17 protein-coding genes are annotated in these 19990 nt (G+C 43.6%); 11 read left to right on the forward strand and 6 right to left on the reverse strand.

Going from position 1 to position 19990, the window contains the following annotated elements:
• Positions 1 to 2: 2 nt before the first annotated feature.
• The 6 genes from GJQ68_RS04525 to GJQ68_RS04550 all read right to left on the reverse strand — a co-directional run bounded on the left by GJQ68_RS04525 (position 3) and on the right by GJQ68_RS04550 (position 5876).
• Positions 3 to 1397 carry a TolC family protein gene (locus GJQ68_RS04525; protein WP_162416101.1) on the reverse strand — a complete coding sequence of 465 codons (1395 nt, stop codon included), beginning with the start codon at positions 1395 to 1397 and terminating at the stop codon, positions 3 to 5.
• Positions 1394 to 2749 (reverse strand): HlyD family secretion protein, encoded by a 1356-nt coding sequence (locus GJQ68_RS04530; RefSeq protein WP_162416102.1) that lies wholly within the window; start codon positions 2747 to 2749, stop codon positions 1394 to 1396. The genes GJQ68_RS04525 and GJQ68_RS04530 overlap by 4 nt, the downstream gene beginning before the upstream one ends.
• 5 nt (positions 2750 to 2754) lie before the next feature.
• A complete protein-coding gene (locus GJQ68_RS04535) occupies positions 2755 to 4467 on the reverse strand; it encodes a peptidase domain-containing ABC transporter (RefSeq protein WP_162416103.1) in 1713 nt (570 codons plus the stop codon).
• Positions 4460 to 5137 (reverse strand): TetR/AcrR family transcriptional regulator, encoded by a 678-nt coding sequence (locus tag GJQ68_RS04540; RefSeq protein WP_162416104.1) that lies wholly within the window; start codon positions 5135 to 5137, stop codon positions 4460 to 4462. The genes GJQ68_RS04535 and GJQ68_RS04540 overlap by 8 nt, the downstream gene beginning before the upstream one ends.
• A 142-nt stretch (positions 5138 to 5279) precedes the next feature.
• Positions 5280 to 5660 carry a DUF983 domain-containing protein gene (locus GJQ68_RS04545; RefSeq protein WP_162416105.1) on the reverse strand — a complete coding sequence of 127 codons (381 nt, stop codon included), beginning with the start codon at positions 5658 to 5660 and terminating at the stop codon, positions 5280 to 5282.
• A gap of 12 nt (positions 5661 to 5672) precedes the next feature.
• Positions 5673 to 5876 (reverse strand): hypothetical protein, encoded by a 204-nt coding sequence (locus GJQ68_RS04550; RefSeq protein ID WP_162343948.1) that lies wholly within the window; start codon positions 5874 to 5876, stop codon positions 5673 to 5675.
• A gap of 263 nt (positions 5877 to 6139) precedes the next feature.
• Between GJQ68_RS04550 and serA the strand changes: the two genes are divergently transcribed.
• The 11 genes from serA (at position 6140) to GJQ68_RS04605 (ending at position 19932) form a co-directional block, all read left to right on the forward strand.
• Entirely contained in the window at positions 6140 to 8032 is a 1893-nt protein-coding gene (serA, locus tag GJQ68_RS04555) for a phosphoglycerate dehydrogenase (protein ID WP_162416106.1), read from the forward strand.
• 133 nt (positions 8033 to 8165) lie between these two features.
• Positions 8166 to 8609 (forward strand): DinB family protein, encoded by a 444-nt coding sequence (locus tag GJQ68_RS04560; RefSeq protein ID WP_162416107.1) that lies wholly within the window; start codon positions 8166 to 8168, stop codon positions 8607 to 8609.
• Between the two features lie 273 nt (positions 8610 to 8882).
• Entirely contained in the window at positions 8883 to 9452 is a 570-nt protein-coding gene (locus GJQ68_RS04565; protein WP_162416108.1) for an RNA polymerase sigma factor, read from the forward strand.
• Positions 9449 to 10186: a tetratricopeptide repeat protein gene (locus tag GJQ68_RS04570; protein WP_162416109.1), complete on the forward strand. Its 738-nt coding sequence runs from the start codon at positions 9449 to 9451 to the stop codon at positions 10184 to 10186. The genes GJQ68_RS04565 and GJQ68_RS04570 overlap by 4 nt, the downstream gene beginning before the upstream one ends.
• Positions 10183 to 13389 carry a CHAT domain-containing protein gene (locus tag GJQ68_RS04575; RefSeq protein WP_162416110.1) on the forward strand — a complete coding sequence of 1069 codons (3207 nt, stop codon included), beginning with the start codon at positions 10183 to 10185 and terminating at the stop codon, positions 13387 to 13389. Before GJQ68_RS04570 ends, GJQ68_RS04575 begins: the two co-directional genes overlap by 4 nt.
• A 217-nt stretch (positions 13390 to 13606) precedes the next feature.
• A complete protein-coding gene (locus GJQ68_RS04580) occupies positions 13607 to 14200 on the forward strand; it encodes a hypothetical protein (RefSeq protein WP_162416111.1) in 594 nt (197 codons plus the stop codon).
• Positions 14201 to 14358: 158 nt separating this feature from the next.
• On the forward strand, positions 14359 to 15543 hold the full coding sequence (locus tag GJQ68_RS04585; RefSeq protein WP_162416112.1) for a PorV/PorQ family protein: 1185 nt from the start codon (positions 14359 to 14361) through the stop codon (positions 15541 to 15543).
• Positions 15544 to 16080: 537 nt separating this feature from the next.
• On the forward strand, positions 16081 to 17004 hold the full coding sequence (locus tag GJQ68_RS04590) for a universal stress protein (RefSeq protein ID WP_162416113.1): 924 nt from the start codon (positions 16081 to 16083) through the stop codon (positions 17002 to 17004).
• Positions 17005 to 17088: 84 nt separating this feature from the next.
• Entirely contained in the window at positions 17089 to 18051 is a 963-nt protein-coding gene (locus tag GJQ68_RS04595) for a DUF4412 domain-containing protein (RefSeq protein ID WP_162416114.1), read from the forward strand.
• An 11-nt stretch (positions 18052 to 18062) separates the two neighbouring features.
• Positions 18063 to 18566: a dihydrofolate reductase gene (locus GJQ68_RS04600; protein ID WP_162416115.1), complete on the forward strand. Its 504-nt coding sequence runs from the start codon at positions 18063 to 18065 to the stop codon at positions 18564 to 18566.
• Between the two features lie 106 nt (positions 18567 to 18672).
• Positions 18673 to 19932, forward strand: a complete 1260-nt coding sequence (locus tag GJQ68_RS04605; RefSeq protein ID WP_162416116.1) for a competence/damage-inducible protein A — start codon at positions 18673 to 18675, stop codon at positions 19930 to 19932.
• Positions 19933 to 19990: the final 58 nt, after the last annotated feature.

The following is a 19990-nucleotide window of genomic DNA, read 5'->3' on the forward strand; positions in this document are numbered from 1 at the left end:
GGCTATAAGCCTTCAAATCCCAGGCCAGCCGAAGTCCGGACCTTGGAAAAGGCAATGTTTTTGTCCACAAAAAGGGAATTATTGACCAGTAACGCATCAAACAGGCTTGTTTCCCGGGCATTGATCAAAAATAAGGAGCTTTCGCCCAATTCAAATTTGACTCGCTCCCCCTCCACCAGGCGCTCCAATCCACTGATATTGTTTCGGAAGGTGGCAATTTGCTGATTTAATACCTGATAATCCGTTATCCCTTGTTCCAGTTTTGCCCGAAGTTGCTGCGATTTCAATTCTCTTTTGTTTGACACCATGGCAATCTTGGTTTTGGTAAGGCCCAGCCCGCCTCTCTCTTTTCGTAAAAACAAGGGACTGGATACTTGTATACCGAATTTATAGTTATTCTCCATAAACCCAATGCCTTCAAGTCCTCCAAAATTTTCCGTAAGAAAATTGTACTTCAGTTTCACGACCGGCTTAAGCTGCTCCGCCTTATACCTGCGCTCGATCTCAAGGTGATCCAGATCGTAATCCAACAACTGCAGCTCAGGGTGCCGGGCAATTAACTCCCGGAATGCCTGTGCATCGATCAGTCCCGGAACATACCCTTCCAATTGCTGAGGGACAATTTCCGGATCGATCACCAAGGGGTTTTGGTCCATATCCCATAAATAAACATTCAAGTCCTGAGTGCGGTTAAAATAGGTGTTTTGGGCTTTTTGAAGCTGTATTTCCCGGCTTAGTACCTGAGTGTAGGCTTCCACCGTATCAATGGCAGGCAGGTCTCCCTGCTCAAAACTGGATTTGATTCCCTCAAACCGAATCGAGGCCAGTCGCAGCCCTTCCTCTCTTACCATGAGGTTGGCATGGGCACCGGCCCATTTCCAATAGGCTTCCACGGCCTGGAGGTACAGGTCATTCAAAACCTGAATGCGTTCCGCTTCGGTGGCCTGTGCATAAATTTTCGCTTGCTGTAAGCTGGCTCTCCGCTGATCAATCAACAAGCCCTTACCAAGGTTAACCGCTGCTCCCACAGCGAACAAACCATTATCGGGAACTTGGTTTTCCGAACTCAGGTAGGTACCCGTGTTTCGTTCCACCAACCCTAGCAGTTCTACACCTGCCAGGGTTGGAACGGAGATACCTGCCTCCTGTTTGTTATAATACTCCGTATTTTTAAACTGCTTTTGGTCCAGATTTCCAAAAACAAAAGGGTCAAACCCTCCTCGGGCCATTCTTAACTCTTGTTCTCCCAAATCGAGCGTAAGTTCTGCTTGTCTCGCTACCGGGTGATAATCCTGAACCCATGCCATGAAGTCATTATAGGTGAGTACTTCCTGAGCATGTCCTATACCGCAGCCCGCAGCGAAGACACAACTGAAAAATAGCGATAGAAATCTCATTTCGTCTGATTTTTCATTTCTCTAACTTCTTTAAGCGTGTAATAATCGGGTGGGAACCCATTCATCTGACGCCAGATCTCATACCAAATCGGGACATCATTCAAGAGGGCGATGCCATCTGCCCCCGAGCCGATACGCAATGCATCCGGCCATGGTTCCTCATCCGGGTCGGGGACAATCAGCAGCCGGTATCGGTTATTGGTACTGGTGAAGTTATCGATGGCATATACCCTGCCTCCAAAGGTTCCGTTGGATAACTGCGGCCAGCCGGAGAACACAATGGCCGGCCAGCCATCAAAAATAAAACGAATCTTATCGCCCACATCTACCAGCGGTAAATCAATGGGATCAATGTACATTTCTACCGCAAGAGAATAATTTTGTGGCATGATACTGACGATTTCAGCGCCTTCCTTAATGGTTTCCCCAAGTCCAACCTGAATCGCCTTGGTCACATAGCCCGATTGTGGTGCCAGCACGTAATACATTCCCGATCGTACCGTATAATTGGATAGTTCGTTTTGCAATTTGGTGACGGTAGCCTCCGCATCAAACTGACTGGACATAGCGGTAAATTTTTCCGAATTCACCTTGGCCAGTTTGTCGCTAAAATCATTATCGATGGCATTGAGCTCCAAGGTGGCTGAAATCACTTCATTCCTACTGCTCAGCAGTTTGTTTTCCGCACTGATCTTTTTCGCCTGCGATTCCTGCAGCTTGATCCTACGGGTCTCCAGGTCGGTCAGGGATTTCAGCCCTTCCTCGTAGAGTTTTTCCATTCGCAAGTACTGCCGCTCAGCCACGGTCAGGTTTACCTTTTCCGCCTCCAGCATGATGCTATCGGATTGCACACTTAAACGGGCTTGTTGCAGTTTATTTTGCGCCTGTTCTTTTCGTAAAACGTTATTTTTTTCCAACGCCCGCAACTGCTGTTCCTGAGCTTTGATCTTCTCTTCATAGGATTGGACAGAAAGCTCTTTCGCACTCACCTGCATACGGGTTCTTTCCAATAGGGCGGGATCCATGTACTGATCTTTAATTTCAGATAAATACATGATCGTATCTCCTTTTTGCACAAAATCTCCTTCTTGCACGTACCATTTTTCTATTCGTCCGGGGATGACTGAATGCACCGTCTGCGGTCGATGTTCCGGCTTAAGTGCTGTTACCATTCCCTGAGACCGGAAATTTTGGGTCCAGGGCAGGAATAAAAACACAAATACCGCTAACAAAATGTACAAGAGAATTCTAACCCGCTTTCTACTTTGATCACTGGGTATAGTCATGCGATAACTATCAAACAGAAAGGGATTTATATACCCTTTTACCGAGTTTTTTGAAATATTAAGCATGGCTGTTAGTTTATATTATTCTTTTTATATTGCTGAAAGGCTTCAAAGCTTCCGTCAAATGCTACTTTTCCCGCATCAAGTACTACTATTCTGTCTGCTCGTCGGAGCATCGTATCATCTGTAGAAACCGCCACTAGAGTCCATGGGCCTGAAAAGATGTAGTCCAGGAGGGTATCGGACTCCAACCCGTTTAGATAATTTAACTCCTCCTCCAACAACAGAAGTTTTGGCTCGAAGCATAAACTCCGGGCAAGGATGATCTTACTGATATTGGCATTGCTCAGATGCTTCCCTTCCGGTAGCAATTGGGTTTCCAAATCATCTTTAAGCCCGTAAATGTAATCACTCAAACCTACCAGTTGAAGGACTTCTCGAAGTTTGGACTCGGTAATGGTTTCATTTCCCACCGTAATATTCTCCCGGATCGTTCCATGAAAAATGGATTGCCGGGAAAGGCTATCCCCTATCATAGACCGAAGCTTTTCCAGTGCCAAGGTTTCCATGGGTAATTTATTGACAATGATATTGCCCTGGTAGTCCTCAATCAAGCCTGCCATCAATTGAATAAAGGTACTTTTGCCGGCTCCACTTTCGCCGGTAACCACGACTTTCTCACCGGAACCAATTTTCAAATTAACGTCCTGAATGTTGGGGAATTTCTTGTCCTTTGGATGATAAGTCAACTCTCTAAACTCGTAGGCCAGTCCTGCTTTTGTCAGATCCAAGCCCTTATCAATACCTTCCGACCGCTCCAGATCCATGTCCATAACCAATCCTATCTTTTCGGTAGCGGTGAGGGTATCGTATACCGTTTCCAGACTTAAAATCAATTTCTCTACGGAATTGATAATCAAAACAATGATAATCTCCGCGGCTACAAACTGGCCGATACTGATTTCGTCGTTTATCAACAATAAACTCCCCGCAACCAGCAAGGTAACCACGATCAAGGTTTTGAAAGCGATCATGATTTTGTATTGGAAAATCAACACGGAGAAATGCGTGTTCCTAAACTCCAGGTACTTTCCCACCAGTTTGTCCACCCGTTTGAATGGCAAGGGTGAAAAACCGGAAAGTTTAAATGTTCCCAAGGTTCGGGCTATCTCCTCCAGCCAAAAAGCTACTTCATATTTAGCGGATGACTCTTTCAGACTGGTCGCCATTCCTTTTGGGCTGGTATACTTAAAAATCAAGTACAAAATCAAAACCAGCATCACGGAAAACAGGATGAAGAACGGATGGTAGATGGCTAATAGTATTAACCCAAAAAACACCTGAAGCGAAGCCGTACTAAAATCTATTAGTATTTTAGAGAGCCCCTTTTGTAAATTAATCGTATCAAAAAAACGGTTTACCAATTCCGGGGCGTATTTTCCTCTAAACGCTTCCGTTTTTATCCGGGGCAGCCTATAGGAAAACTCCATCGCTGATTTACCAAAGACCCGCTGCTGAAGTTTTTCCGTTAAATACAGCTGACTGATCTGCAGATAGCCGCCAAAAATTACCCCGAGCGCTACTATAATAACCAGCAAGACCCAGGAGGTAGTAAGCCTCCCTCCCAGAATGAAATTTAAAATGGCCTGAATCCCCAGAGGCAGAGAGAGGGAGACCAATCCATTTAACACCGCATAAAAATAAATGGCGTAAATTTCCTTTTTCTCGTCCCTGAGAAGGCTGATAAACCTCCTTAGAGGGGTATTAATCAGATTTTCATTCATCTTTTAACGTTTTAAATACCATGTCCACATAAAACCCCATTTTCTGATCCCCCTTAAGCCCGGTTTCTGTCATTTTAGGCATGTGCCGCAGAAAAAAAGCATGTAATAAGGTTGATTCCACCAGGGTGCTAACCAATGTTTTGGGGTAGGCATAATTTGGGTTGATCTCGCTAATAATGTTGGCTATTCTCTCCGTAAACCGATAAAATTGAGTGAATAACCCATTGCTGTTTTCCGTGTCAATTTCCTTGGTTAAAAAAGCTTTGTAGGACTCTTCCGTAACCAGGACCCGTAACTTCTGGATGTCAAGATACAAGTTATTCTGATAAACCGGCCCCTCCACCAACAAACGAATCGCCATTTTCATCTTATCCATCGGATCGTGTAAATTGGCGGTGGCAAAAACAAGGTAATGCTCCAACCAACCCCAATACCAACTGGTAAGGTAAAGTAAGAGTTTGTGCTTATTCTCAAAATATCGGTAGATAGCCGCTTCGGTACTCCCTACCTTTTCGGACAATCTTTTGAAATTAAAGCCTTCCATACCCAGCGTTTCAATTAGCTCCGGACTCTCCCGAAGAATCCTTTTCCCCAGATCCGAACTTAGGGGGTCTTTCAGGTAAATATCCTGATTGACAGGAACAACAATACGCGTTAAAATCTGCTCCATATTAAACTGTAAAGTAAAACTATACTTGTCCTTATACGAACCTACAAAAAGTAAGTTTTACTTACTAGAATAAAAACTTAAAAAATCTCAAATAAAAAAATTTGAAGGAGGTTATTGAATTTAGTAATGAATACCCGGCAGTTTAGGTCTCCGGTTCATAACTGATTTTACCCAAACCATAGAGGTATAGTACTTTAGAGAACCGAAGCATCAATGGCAATAACAGGATATTGAAAAAAACCACTGAAACGATATACACCGTCAATGCGGGATCATCAAAGAAAAAATTGAGCACGATCATGATGGTAACAAACAATGCCACTGATAAGGCGTAACTGATATACATCGCTCCATAAAAAAAATCGGGTTCTGGCACCAGGTCCACTCCACAATGTGGGCAGGCTTGATGGACCTCGGTCAGCTTATTGAAACTGAAAAGAGATACCGGAAAAATGCCACCTTTTCGGCATTTAGGACATCTGGCGGTAAAAATCGCCTCTGTAAGGCTTGTTTGCTTTTTCATCAGTCAACTAAATTATCGGATTTCATCCAAATCGTAATCCTTCCCCTTTCCCCATCGTAATAGTTCCTCCAGTTCATAATATTCAAGTGTGTCCAGGTCTTTAACCCGGAAATTTTCCCTGCCTGTTCGTTCCATAATCTCCAAAAAACGAATTTCCCCGTAATTTACGAGCCGGTAGACCCGACCCACTCTGATATTATCAATCGCTAGCGGCATGTTTACTGGCTTTTATCACATTATTATTGGTCCTTTCAATCATCCGTTTTATCTATCCATAGACCAACTTCTTCGAAGGGAATTTGTTCTTTTCTTTTCCAGATAGGTACCCTCCCTGCCTGGGAAAGTACCCTTTGAGTTGCAAAGGTATAATCATTCCCGAATTTTTACCACCCAGGTTTACCGAAAGTTATTTTGGAACATAACCTTCAATTTCCCTGATAATCTATTAATTTTGCAACTCATTAAAAATTCGCTGGAAAATGACCGTCACAAAAAAATTCATCATTGATTTTGACAGTACTTTTACAAAGGTAGAAGCCCTGGATATTTTGGGGGAGATCAGCCTAAAAGAAGACCCTGAAAAAACAAAAAAACTCCAGGCTATCAAAGACATTACCGACCAGGGCATGGAAGGCAAGCTCACTTTTCGCGAAAGCCTGGTGCAACGGTTAGACATTTTAAACGCCAACAAAGACCAAATAAAGGACCTGGTGATCGCGTTGAAAAAAAAGGTCTCCGATTCTTTTCAAAGAAATAAGGAGTTTTTACAGGAAAATGCGGCAGATATTTATATAATTTCCAATGGATTTAAGGACTTTGTGGTCCCCATCGTAACCGACTATGGCATCAAGCCCGAAAATGTATTTGCCAACGAATTTGTTTACGATGAATCGGGAAAAATTTCCGGCTTTAATAAAGATAACCCGCTTTCCAAAAACAATGGAAAGCCCGAAACCATACGCAAACTTAATCTGGAGGGAGATATCTACGTAATTGGAGACGGCTATACCGACTACGAAATAAAAGCCTCCGGAGTAGCTAATAAATTTTATGCCTTCACCGAGAATGTCCACCGTCCGGCGGTATCTTCGAAGGCGGATCATATAGCCCCAAGTCTGGATGAAATCCTCTATGTAAACAAAATGAATAAAAAATTCTCTTATCCCAAAAGCAGGATCAATGTGTTGCTGCTGGAAAATGTGCACCCCATAGGGGTGGAACTTATGAAAGCGGAGGGCTACAATGTGGAAGTAATAAGCTCTGCCCTTTCGGAGGAGGAACTGGCTGAAAAGATAAAGAAAGTTTCTGTTTTAGGGATCCGGTCCAAAACTCAGGTAACGTCCAAGGTACTGGAAAATGCAAACCGGCTGATCGCTATTGGTGCTTTTTGCATCGGCACCAATCAGATAGATCTGGAAACCTGTCAGGAAAAAGGCATCGCCGTCTTCAACGCCCCCTTTAGCAACACCCGGTCGGTGGTGGAATTGGCCATTGCTGAAATCATCTTTTTAATGCGTGGCCTGACCGATAAAACCAGCAGCATGCATGTGGGAAAATGGGATAAGAGTGCCACCGGAAGTTTCGAAATCCGGGGCAAAAAGCTCGGTATCATCGGCTATGGAAATATTGGTTCCCAACTATCGGTATTGGGCGAAAATATGGGGCTTGATGTTTATTATTACGACGTGGTCGAAAGGCTGGCCCTTGGAAATGCCACCAAAATCGAATCGCTGGATGAACTATTGAGCACCTGTGATGTGATCAGTTTGCATGTGGATGGCAGAAAAGAAAATGAAATGCTTATCAACCAGGAAAAGCTCGCCTCAATGAAAAAGGGAGCCTACCTCATAAACCTGAGCCGCGGACATGTGGTGGATGTGCCCGCACTGAAAGAGGCCCTGGAAAGCGGTCATCTGGCAGGAGCAAGTATTGACGTGTTTCCAAGCGAGCCCAAAAACAATACCGAACCCTTTGTTTCGGAATTAATTGGACTTCCAAATACCATCCTGACACCTCATATAGGTGGCAGTACCTTGGAAGCACAGCAAAACATCGCCCGGTTTGTACCCGGTAAAATCATTGAATATATCAATACAGGCAACACCTACAATAGCGTCAACTTTCCTAATATTCAACTGCCCTTTCTACAGGATGCCCACCGTCTGATTCACATTCATCTAAACGAACCGGGGATCATGGCCCGAATTAATCGCGTACTTGCTGACTTTTCGATTAATATCGTGGGACAGTACCTCAAAACCAATGAAAAGATAGGATACGTGATCACCGATATCGATAAGGCTTACAGCTCAAAAGTAATTGATGAATTAAAGGCAATAGAAGGTACAATACGGTTTCGGGTTTTATACTGATACAACCGACTCGTCAATGACGGGAGGCTGCTCAGCGGTCTCCCTTTTTTTGTGCATTTTCCGAAAAATAGGGTATTTTTACTTGCCAAGTTTACCTCCCCTCTTTAAAGGTAAAAACCAAAACAAGTGTACCATGAAAGCGTTTTTTGAGGAACTATTTGCATATGGGCATGACTGTAATCAACGATTGTGGGAAGCGATGATGGCCAACCAGGAAAAAATCCCGGAAAAATCCATTAAACTGTATCATCACATTCTCAATGCCCATCAAATATGGAACAACCGGATTGACCCTAAAGCGCCTGCCTTCGGGGTATGGGCCGAGCGGCAGCTTCAGGCTGAGAAGGAAATTGACCAATCTAATTATAGACACACCCTCAGCATTTTGGACACCTATTCCCTGGATGCCACCATTCGTTATAGTAATTCGAAAGGCCAGGTTTTTACCAACGGCATAAGCGATATTCTTTTTCACCTGGTCAACCATTCCACCTATCATCGGGGACAGATCGCCGCCGACTTCCGGCACCACGATCTGGAACCCCTGGTTTCCGATTACATTTGGTACAAGCGGTAATGGATACTTTTTTGATGACAATTTGCTTGTTTTTCGATGAGAAAGTAGATCGCCCTCAAACTTGCCAATCAGCCTAAGATCTCCAAAAGGATCCCCCCCGGTTTCACAAGGAAAAGGGGGATTTTGGTTCTATCCGGATGGGAATCCGAGCCTTCTGTCAGCATGGTATCTTTCCCTTACTCCAAATTATCAATGGTAAAAAAAACGTAACTTAAAATAAAAGCAATTTGGGAAAAAAAATTTTACTCGTATATTTCTGTAATTTTCTATGCGATGCAGAAGTATACTTTTCAACATTTTACCCAAGAGGAATTGCTGGAGGGGGTAAAGAATAATGATAGCAAAATCCTGCGTTGGATTTATCAGGATCAGTTTCCAAAATTGGAAAAATACGTTCTTGCCAATAATGGAGATGAACAGCAAGCTAAAGATGTTTTCCAGGAGGCCTTTGTCGCTCTCTGGAAAAATGCTAAAACTGGTAAATTCAAACCTGAAAACGGAACCGCCATTCAGGGATATCTCTACCAAATCGCCAAGAACAAATGGCTCGATACGCTTCGATCTTCGAAAAACAAAAAAACAGTACCCCTTGAAAATATTCCTGAAAGCTGGGACGAAGAAACAGACAACAAGGAGTCTAATTTTGAACAAATGGAAAGTTCTTTCAAAAATCTTGGTGGAAATTGCAAAGAACTCCTTACCCGGTTTTATTATAAAAAAGAAAGCATGGCCATCATTGCCCGGGCTTTTGACTGGACAGAAGCAACTGCCCGGAACAATAAGTACCGGTGCATTCAGCGACTAAGAGAAAATATAAAACACCAAAAAATAAAATCTAGTTGAAGAATACGGATTCCATATCGCAGGAAGAGTTTGAAAGAATTGAACGGTACCTTTTAGGGGCAATGCGCCCTGATGAACAACTTTCATTGGAAAAGGATTTGGCAGAAAACAAGGTCCTTTCTACCCAATTCAAAAAAGTAGAAGCAGTCCTGAATGGAATTGAAGAGATCGCCTTGCGGGAAAACCTGGACGCTTTTCATCTGGAATGGGATGAAAATAGGCATGCGCGTAAGAAAAGCCATAAAATTGGAATCCCATTGTCCATTGCCGCATCCTTTCTTCTATTGGCTGGTTTTTTTACATGGCTGTTTTGGATGCGCCCTGATGCCAATGAGCAGTTGTTTGCCACTTACTATCAGGCCGACCCGGGCCTGGTGACGGCCATGGGCAGCAGCGAGGATTATGCATTCGACAGGGGAATGGTAGATTATAAAATGGGAAAATTTGCCCCTGCCATCCAAAGGTGGGAAGCACTCCTTCCCGAAAAACCCAGCAATGACACCTTACATTACTTCCTTGGGTCAGCCCACCTGGGCTTAAAAAATACGGCACCTGCAAAAATGTATTTGGACAGGGTGACCGCACAGGAATCGAGTGCCTTTAGGGAGGATGCTTTTTGGTACCTGGCTTTGGTTAATGTTCTGGATAAAGATTATGAAAAGGCACTATTGAACCTTAAAAAATCCAATCATCCTGAAAAAGAAGAGTTAATTAAAACCATAAAGGAAAAATGAACCGGCTCCTACTTCTTATATTCGGGATCGTATTAATGCCCTTCTCCGCATTACCACAGGATGTAGATGCCCAACTTGCTGCGATCCAAAAAGCCCTTAGTGAGGAAGATATTGATTTGGCACAAGCTCTGTTTGAGAAAGAAACAGAAAGTTACCTTAGCAACCGGGATTTTCTAAACCTGAGCTATTTTATTCCCTTTGCGGGACGTATAGCAGATGCAAAAAATGGAGAAACTGCTGGTATGGATGCCGTGCATTACTGGCTTGATTTTATCCGGAAAGAAAGCAATGACCCAAGAGACCTCAGGCAGGCCTATCTGGAAATTCACACCTATTACATCGAAGCCGGAAAACTGGCGATGGCCTATGAGGCCAATGAAACCGCTCTGGAATACACCTATCAGATTCCAGACCACCGTCCGGAAGAATGGGCGCTGATCGAAAGCAATTTGGGAGTCATTGCCAATCAGATGGGAAACCCTGAAAAGGCCAGAAGTCATACCTTAAAAGCAAAGGAAGGCTATGAGCAGGACCCGGAAACGAGCCCTGTGAACTATTTTAACCTGCTCAACGACCTGGGGGCAAGGTACTGGTTTGCTGCTAAATGGGATTCTGCGGAATACTACTGGCTGGAGGGCATTGAGTACCTGGACAAGATGGAACCCACCCCGACCAACCAATACTATCGCAGGTCCATGATTGAAGGCAACCTCGCCGCCGTTTATGATGTCAAAGGGGAGACACAGGAAAGCATCAACCGGGTCAAATCATCCATCCTGAATACCCAGTATTTTATTGACAATGCCCTGGATGACCCCAAGCGGGGAAACGCATTTAATTTTCTATTTCATGGATCTATGAATCTTGCGCTGGTATACAAGAGTCTTGGAAATTATCAGGAAGCCTTGCGTCTCCAGGAGCATACCCTAAAAGCGAAAGAAGCGTACTTCCCGGCTGGCCACCCCGAAATTACCGAAAGCCTGATCCAGGTAGGACAAACGCATCGGTTTCTGGACAATTTGGGAGAAGCCAAACAGTTTCTCGAAAAAGCACTGGTGGAAATTCAAAAGGCAGACGGAGATTTCTATATGCAATTAGCCGATATCCATTATACACTGGCATTGATCTACGAAAGCGAGGCGGCGGCTCCGCTTGCGAAAAAAAATTACCTCCTGGCCAAAAAATACTTTGAACAGGCCTATCAGGAACGGTTTGATTTTGTGTACCTGGACTTTTTGGGCAATGCTGCCACGTTTTTTTCAACTAATAATGAGCCGGATTTTGCCCTAAACTGGGCGAAACAGGGACTGGATTACATAGCAAAAGTAAACGGAAGCCACTCCATGCCCGGTTTTTTGCAGACACTGAACATGGGGCGCGTTCATTACAATTTGGGTAATTTTCAACATGCGTTGACCTATGCCGGTGAAAGTCTCTCCATTTTAGAAAAAAGGATGCAGCAATCCGAAACAGGCATAGATTCCATTCGAATTAATTTTGACAAGCCCCAGTCCATACTGCTCTCCGAACAATCGAAATATGCCCTTACGGAGACAAAAACCATTGCCTTTCTGGAAAATAGCCTTGAAAGATTACTAGGGGCCCTGGCCATTCTGGATGAAAGAAAACGTTTTCTTTCAGAATCCGAGGACCAGACGGTATTGGTAGCCGAGAACCTGGACTTGATCGATTTTGTCAAAAAAATTCAATTGGAACTCTATGAAAGGACTGGGGACGGAAAGTATTTGGATGGGTTGATTGCTGTACAGGAGTCGAGCGTGTATACCCTTATCAGGACGCAAATCAGTCGGCAAAAAGGAATCCGTTTTGCAAACCTACCAAAAGAACTTCAGGAGCAGGAATCATTGATTAAGCAGCAACTGAATGGACTGTTGGATGAAGGGGGTGACTTGAATGCGTATCATCAACTGAGCAATGAATGGGAAGCCTTCCTGACAAAACTCCGGCAAGACAATCCGGATTACTTCAAAATGCGGTACGCCAGCATTGATCCTGAAAAAATAGCCATCCCGGAGGACAGGCAAATCGTCAGGTATTTTTTTGTAGCAGACCAGTTGAAAGCTATTCTTTTTGCCCAGGGCGAACGAAAATTGTTTCACCTGGATTTTGACAAGGACCTGATTGCTGCCTTGGAAACCAGCTGGGATTATCCCGAAAAATTGGGTGAAATCACAGCGACCCTGTACAATCAACTTTGGGAGCCTTTTGCTACTGAACTGAAACAAGAGCGGGTTCTGATTATCCCATCTGGAGTACTCTTCAATCTTAATTTTGATATACTCACCAACCGGCCCTTGGCAGCATATACGGATTTTACTACCCATAGCCTGCTGGCCCACCATGACCTTTCCTATCATTACAGCCTCTGGTTGCTGGATATAAAAAAGCAAGAAAACATACCGGAAAGCTACGTTGCCTTTGCCCCCGGGTTTGTGGACCAAATGAAAGAAAAATACCTGAGCGCTATTCAGGGGGATTCTTTAAGTCTGGACCAGGCGTACCTGTCCCTGCTGCCACAGCCTTTTACCGTTGATCTTGCCCAAAAAACTGCCTCCCTTTTCAATGGTGAAACTTTTGTACATGAACAATCCACACCTGAAGTATTCAGGAATCAGGCCGGAAACCATAAAATCATCCACATTGCTACCCATGCCGAATCCAATAATATCAGCCCTGCCTTTTCCCGGCTTATTTTTGCCAAATCGGACAGGCCGGAAGAAGACAATGCCGTTTATGCCCATGAAATATACAACACTGATCTGAAGGCTAACCTGACTGTATTAACCGCTTGTGAAACAGGAAAACCGGTCTATAAACCGGGAGAAGGAATGATTTCACTGGCCCATGCCTTTCAGTATTCAGGTTCGGAGAGCCTGTTGACCTCATTATGGCGGGTAGATGAAAAATCGAGCATGGAAATCACCGATTATTTTTACGCCTTCTTGTCTTCCGGTATGGCCAAGGACAAGGCACTCAAACAGGCCAAACTAAAATACATTTCCCAAACAAGTGGCAGAACCCTCTCTCCCGAGTATTGGGCGGGCCTGGTTTTGATTGGGGACCCTGAACCAATAGCCGGATTGGAACATAAAAAAAATCCTGTTATTTGGCTTATAGGTATAGGTTTACTCTTCGCTTTGACTTTTTTATTTGTCTTCAAAAAGAAAATACTTTTTAGGTGACTTAGACTTGTTTTTATAAAAATATCCAATTTCACCCTCTCGCCATTTGTCAAGACATTGACTATTCGTTGGTAAAATGAATCCTTTAAGAGGACTATCTTTATATTCTTCCTGAGAACCGTGAACATTAAAATAGGAAATAGGTAAAAAAAATATTTCCCCATTGATGACATTAAAATCATAATCCGATGTGAAATAAAACGAACCTCAGATTTATATGAAAAAAGCACCACTCCTCCTACCTTTCATCTTGTTAATGCTTATTTTCCACGCTTGTAAGAAGGATGAAGACCTGGCCCCTCAAACTTCATTTCAAATTTCCTATGATGGCATTCCTTATGTATTTACCGAAGGTGTTATTTGGGAATATGGAACGGAAGTATACCGACCCAAGCATTTTTCCCATGCCTATTTAATACCCAACCAAAACGTTTTTAATAGGGGAAGCAATTACACCATCCCTACCGATGATCCCCCGCTTACCCTTGCCTTTTTTCTAAGTACTCCCGACAGTGACACCTTTAAACCTGGCACCTATGAATTTGTAGAAGAATTCACCGATTGGGGAAGTCCTGAAAGCTATGAAGCCTATTTATCCCGTATTCAGGGAAAATATATGATCTCGGATGTAGTGGTTGGTTTTGATGAAAATGGCGATAATGTAATAGATGGAGAAGAGAAACATGGAATTACATCAGGACATGTTTTAGTAACCGAGGAATTTCTAGAATTTGACCTTACCTTAACCAATGGAAGTATCGTAACGGGCAAGGCCAATCCTCAATTTGAGAAATCCTCCCCACCTGCCTAAAAATAATAAGCTACAAATTGCGCCACCTTAGACCGACTTTATTCCATTCCGGAATGAAGCAAATAGGGATCAAAAAGAAAACCGGATAAAAGTCCGGTTTTCTTTTTGATGACATATCCAGCCCTACCCGATGTATGATAAAACAACAAAAAACCGTCATGAAAAAATTTGTACTTACATTCATCTCATTTACCTTACTGAGCCATTTCGCTGTGGGACAGGGCCGCCTTTCCTATTATACGCCCACCCACTATCATGGGATTTTTTCCCAGGAAACCACCTCAGCCCGGGCCTCAGGAATGGGACTCACCCACCTTACCTTGGATGGGATAGACAACGCATTTTACAATCCCGCCAGCATAGGCCTCACCAAGGCAAAAATAACCACACACCTTAATTATGCGAATGGGGGTCAGGTTAGAGTTAATTCTCATTTCCCCTTTTTAGGGATTACCTACCGGATCAATGACAAATTAAACCTGGGAATCAGTGGATTTAAATGGGTAGACAGCAATACCATCTGGACGACCGACATAGCTGGCGAATCCTTTTCCGTAGACAAAAGAGAACAAACCATGCTTTCGGCAACAGCCGCATACGAGGTCATGGATGACTTGTATGTAGGAGCTTCAGGCGTATACCTTTACGAAGAGGCAATCCCGGGACATATCACCTCAAGGGATTTTATTATCAACGCTGGTGCGCTGTATGAAAAGGAAGTGGACTGGATTAAAATTGGAAACCTGAACAAGCAAAAATTCAGGGCTGCTACCAGCTTGATAAACGCCGGAATGGATAATCGTACGGAACAAACTTATGAGGACCGGCTAAATTACCGTTCTATGATTATATTCTTGTCGGCCGGTGCTTCCTATCATTTTTCTGTACCGCTTACCAGCAATCTCGTAGAGGGCAAGGGTTTTTTTGACCAGGATTCCAAACAAGTAGATCTCGGTGTACACCTACAGTTCAGGGATGAATTGCCAGGTAAGGACCCTTACAATGAGCAAGGATACAACAGCGCCTTCGGTGCTGGGGCTGAAGCCTGGTTTTTCAATACCATCGCCTTAAGAATGGGATACTATTTTGAAAAAAGACCAAAAGATATCCGCTCCGAAGGAGGGGCCTGGGTAACCACCGATAAATCCGGGTTTACCTGGGGCTATGGTGCCAGGCTTCCCTTACACCAGTGGACGGAAGGTCAGTTTCCATTTAATGCAGAAGTTAATTTTGTAACGGGAAGAATCTTGAATGAAATCAGACAAGACTTTACCCACCGTTCTCCTATTGGCGAAAACAACTTTCTTTTCTCCGCCGGAGTGAACTTACAATGGGTGAAATAACGTCTTACAAAGAATATAAAAAAGAGGCGTTTCACATTTTTTGAGCCCACAAAAAATCAAAAGGGAGGCTGCAAAGCAGTCTCCCTTTAAAGTAGGTCCGATCCCTGGAGTGTTACAAACCTCCGATATAACAGGATTTGAGCTGCACCCTCATCGCAACCTTCCACTGTTATCCTGCACCCTGTAAGGGGTACGAGGTCTTTCACAAGGAAAGATGAGGCCTGGTTTTGAAGCGGTGCTTCACTCGGTATTTTAATTAACTTGTGAAGTTTGAACATGTCGCAGAACCGAACCTTAAAACAAATATACAACCTATTCCATCAAACCTCAAATAGAGGGGGCAAGACAATTTTCAGCAAACGGCCCATCGCAGCCGAAAAAAAGAATAGCTTGGTATTTTCTGTTTTTAGGTTTTAAAAACAGAAAATATTCACTTGCATTAACGGAATAATTAGCTAATTTAAATTTTTATGTTTTAATAAATAACAGCCAAACCAAAGATAGCTCTCAGGAATCCACTTATTTTAACATTTTACAATGTATCAAATCAAAAAAATCATTGTTTGTCTGGATCAAACAGAGATGGACAAAACGCTGGTGAAATTTGCCGCATTTATAGCCAAGGCTAATCAATCAAAAAAAATCTATTTCACGAATGTTATTCGCAACCTGGCTATTCCAAAGGACATACTGGCGGAGTTCCCCAACCTGATCAGTAATATGGTCGAAGAAAGAAAAAACCAAATGAAGCGGGTGGTGAAGGAAAATTTTGACCCGGATTTAAAAATCAATTATACATTTGTGGTCAAAGAGGGTCAGCTATCCAAGAAAGTGTTAAAGCTGGCCACTGAAAAGTCTGTCGACATGATTTTGGTGGGAAGAAAAACATCTATTCCCGGGTCCGGGGTGGTATCCCAGCGGCTTGCCAGACGCGCTTCCTGCTCCCTAATGATCGTTCCCGAAAATGCAAAACCAAAAATCAAAAAAATGCTGGTTCCCAGTGACTTTTCGGATTATTCAAAGGATGCCCTGGAGGTGGCCATTGAAATCACCGAAAAAAACGAGGGCAAATCGGAAATCTTTTGTCAAAATGTATACGCGGTGCCTTCGGGCTATCACTTTACCGGAAAGTCCTATGAAGAGTTTAGCCAGATCATGCTGGAAAATGCAGAAATAAACTATAAGAAGTTTATCCGAAAAATCGATACCAAATCAATCAAGGTCAAACCCCTGTACACCAAAGATGAGGACGATGATCCGGTTGTCGACATCATCCAGAAAGCCCAGGAAATCAAAGCCGACATCATCATCATTGGAGCCAAAGGAAGAACGGCAGCGACCGCTCTTTTTATTGGCAGCATGGCGGAGAGGCTCATACAGATGAATGATAAAGTGCCCCTGCTTGTCACCCGGCCAAAAGGGAAAAACGCAGGCATCATCGAGTATATCCTGGAGATATAGCTATTTCACATACAAAAAAACATGGTTTAGGTCTTTAAAAATATATTTCATAACTTTAAGTTTGAATTCAAAACCAATTATGCTATGAAAATTAAATCCACCTTTTTACTTATACTTTCCCTTGCATTTTTAAGTTGGGATTCGGAGGCCCAACTATTAAAAAGGTTAAAAAATGCAGCCTCGGAGGGAGTAACCCGTGCCGTAGAAAAGACCGTAGAAAAGCAAGTGGCCAAAGCCACCGAAAGACAGTTGGAAAAGGCTTTCAGTAATCTTTATGGAGATATGGAGGCCGGTGAAAATGATGAGGGAGGAAGTTCTGGAGGTGGCTCCTACGATTACAGCAAAATCATGCGTTCCGTGAATATGGATGTAGAAACGGAAAGTGCCTACAGCTTTTCCGGAATTGCTGTAATGGAAATTGAAAGCACAGATGAAAAAGGAAAAGCGTCAGAACCCATTACCTTTCACTCGTTTTTATCCGATAACCCGGATTATTTCGGAATGGAATTTATAGATCCTGATGATAAAAACTCAAAGGAAAAGTCGGTGATTATCATGGATCACAAAAATCAGGCAACGGTAATGCTGATGGAAAATGACGAAGAAAAATCAAGCATGGCTTTTTCCATCGACTGGGGAGGCATGATGGAGGCAGCTGAAACGGCAGAGACCCCCGAAGAATCCCCCACGGTTTCAGAAGATTTTCAATTTGAAAAAACAGGAAATACTAAAGATATATTGGGGTATACCTGTGAAGAATACATCGTGGTAAGTGATGAGGCCGAAGGAAGCTACTGGATAAGTAAGCAACCCATAGAAGGACTGGAGTCTTTCTGGAGTAAAAACAGTCCATTCATTACGAAGAAAATGAAAGAAGAAAACAGGGAATATTTTACAAATTTGCCCGAAGGTCATATCATGGAAATGAATTTTGCGAGCAAAGAAGATGAGAGTAGTTCAAAAATGAGCATGATTGAAGTGGACACCAACCGTCCCAGTAATTTCGATTTGTCGGAATACCCAAACGCAATGAAAGCAGCCAAATAAGTATCGTGTACATGACCGTTTCGATTATCGTGGCTAAAGCCACCAATAATGCCATAGGGAAAAATGGGGAATTGCCCTGGCATCTCCCTTCAGATCTTAGCCATTTCAAAAAGACGACATCCGGCCACCATGTGATTATAGGAAGAAAAACATTTACTTCACTCGGCAAGCCTTTGCCGGGGAGAACGCATATTGTGGTCACCCGAAACCGGGACTTCAAGGTTCCTGAGGGTCATTTCGTGGCCCACAATCTGGAAGATGCGCTGCGCATTGGAAAATCCAGAAATCTGGAAAAAATTTTTATTTTAGGTGGTGCCAATATTTATAAGGAAGCACTTCCATTCACTCATGAAATGATTATTACCGAGATTGAAGCCTCTCCTGATGCAGATACTTTTTTCCCGGAGTTCAATCGGAGCGAATGGGAATTGGTGGATAAGGTGACGGTAGAAAAAGATGACAAAAACCCCTACAAGCACGCATTTGTAACCTACCGCAGAAAAGAAATAGGTTAATTCCATGCGATGAGATGCGTTCAGGTGGTAATTTAAACTCGCAAAGCCCCGCCACTGTCCGGAAACTTTTTAATTTTGCACCATAAAAAAACCAATCCTCTGTTTCATGCATCAATCGGTAACAGCAGAAATCATCTCAATAGGCGACGAGCTCCTTTATGGCCAGATTATGGACACGAACAGCAAGTGGCTGAGTGAGGAGATGGATAAAATGGGTATTCGGGTGGTCAGAAGGACCACTATTGGCGATGATCGCGAATCGATGCTGGATGCCTTTCAAGCAGCGGCCATTAAGGCTGACATTATTTTAATGACAGGAGGCCTGGGGCCCACCAAAGATGATCTGACCAAATCGGTGTTGGCAACTTATTTTGGCTCCAAGCTTGCCTTATTTCCGGATGCCTTGGAAGATGTTAGCAACCTTTTTCATAGCCGGGGAAAGGAATTGACGGCTACTAACCGGAGTCAGGCATACCTTCCTTCCAATTGCACCTATATTCGAAATGCCGTAGGAACTGCTCCGGGCATGTGGTTTGAAGAAAAGGAGAAAATTTGGATGTCCATGCCCGGAGTACCGCATGAAATGAAATACTTAATGCAGCAGGAGGTCCTCCCCCGCCTAAAGAAAAAGTACCAATTGCCGGTCATTTACCATAAACTGATCCGTACGGTCGGCATTGGCGAAAGTTGGCTTTCGGATTTGATTACTGAATGGGAGGAAAAGCTGCCGTCCCATATTCGCCTGGCTTACTTGCCATCCCTGGGAGAGGTAAAGCTCCGGCTTACTGGCTTTGGCACGGACCAGAAATCACTGGTTTCGGAAGTGGATGCCCAGATCGAACAGCTACTGCCCCTGATTTCTAAATATGTTTATGGGTTCAATGACGATATCCTTCCCGCTGCCATCGGCCATATGCTAGTAAACCGGGGAAAAACGGTGGCGCTCGCAGAAAGTTGTACGGGTGGGTATGTTTCGCACCTGATTACCAGTATACCGGGATCCAGTGACTATTTTAACGGAGGCATGATCCCTTATCACAATGAATTTAAAAAAGCGGTTTTAGGTGTTTCAGGCGAGGTATTAAGCAGTGAAGGGGCTGTCAGTGAAGGTACCGTGCGAGACATGGCCAGGCAGGTGCGTAATAAATTCAACGCTGATTTTGGCTTGTCTTCAAGTGGTATTGCGGGGCCGGGAGGTGGGTCAGAAGAAAAGCCGGTCGGGTTGGTTTGGATTGCCTGCGACGACGGGCAGGTGTGCCATACCCGAAAATTACAGCTTACAAAAAACCGGACGGTAAACATTCACCTGACAGCAATTGCTGCATTAAATTTATTGAGAGAGACCATTTTACAGAGGAGCTCATAAAATTTAAAAGGTTTCCTTTTGCAAACCAGTTCCTAAATTTTAGATTTATGCCTGGAGG

This window comes from Cyclobacterium roseum (assembly GCF_010119225.1).
Lineage (GTDB): Bacteria > Bacteroidota > Bacteroidia > Cytophagales > Cyclobacteriaceae > Cyclobacterium > Cyclobacterium roseum.

What these genes read in the sequence shown, in the direction of transcription:
- GJQ68_RS04605 (WP_162416116.1), top strand. Translation starts at nt 18,673, where the DNA reads ATGCATCAATCGGTAACAGCAGAAATCATCTCAATAGGCGACGAGCTC.
- GJQ68_RS04540 (WP_162416104.1), bottom strand. Translation starts at nt 5,137, where the DNA reads ATGGAGCAGATTTTAACGCGTATTGTTGTTCCTGTCAATCAGGATATT.
- GJQ68_RS04580 (WP_162416111.1), top strand. Translation starts at nt 13,607, where the DNA reads ATGAAAAAAGCACCACTCCTCCTACCTTTCATCTTGTTAATGCTTATT.
- GJQ68_RS04535 (WP_162416103.1), bottom strand. Translation starts at nt 4,467, where the DNA reads ATGAATGAAAATCTGATTAATACCCCTCTAAGGAGGTTTATCAGCCTT.
- GJQ68_RS04585 (WP_162416112.1), top strand. Translation starts at nt 14,359, where the DNA reads ATGAAAAAATTTGTACTTACATTCATCTCATTTACCTTACTGAGCCAT.
- GJQ68_RS04590 (WP_162416113.1), top strand. Translation starts at nt 16,081, where the DNA reads ATGTATCAAATCAAAAAAATCATTGTTTGTCTGGATCAAACAGAGATG.
- GJQ68_RS04595 (WP_162416114.1), top strand. Translation starts at nt 17,089, where the DNA reads ATGAAAATTAAATCCACCTTTTTACTTATACTTTCCCTTGCATTTTTA.
- GJQ68_RS04600 (WP_162416115.1), top strand. Translation starts at nt 18,063, where the DNA reads ATGACCGTTTCGATTATCGTGGCTAAAGCCACCAATAATGCCATAGGG.
- GJQ68_RS04550 (WP_162343948.1), bottom strand. Translation starts at nt 5,876, where the DNA reads ATGCCGCTAGCGATTGATAATATCAGAGTGGGTCGGGTCTACCGGCTC.
- serA (WP_162416106.1), top strand. Translation starts at nt 6,140, where the DNA reads ATGACCGTCACAAAAAAATTCATCATTGATTTTGACAGTACTTTTACA.
- GJQ68_RS04560 (WP_162416107.1), top strand. Translation starts at nt 8,166, where the DNA reads ATGAAAGCGTTTTTTGAGGAACTATTTGCATATGGGCATGACTGTAAT.
- GJQ68_RS04565 (WP_162416108.1), top strand. Translation starts at nt 8,883, where the DNA reads ATGCAGAAGTATACTTTTCAACATTTTACCCAAGAGGAATTGCTGGAG.
- GJQ68_RS04525 (WP_162416101.1), bottom strand. Translation starts at nt 1,397, where the DNA reads ATGAGATTTCTATCGCTATTTTTCAGTTGTGTCTTCGCTGCGGGCTGC.
- GJQ68_RS04575 (WP_162416110.1), top strand. Translation starts at nt 10,183, where the DNA reads ATGAACCGGCTCCTACTTCTTATATTCGGGATCGTATTAATGCCCTTC.
- GJQ68_RS04530 (WP_162416102.1), bottom strand. Translation starts at nt 2,749, where the DNA reads ATGCTTAATATTTCAAAAAACTCGGTAAAAGGGTATATAAATCCCTTT.
- GJQ68_RS04545 (WP_162416105.1), bottom strand. Translation starts at nt 5,660, where the DNA reads ATGAAAAAGCAAACAAGCCTTACAGAGGCGATTTTTACCGCCAGATGT.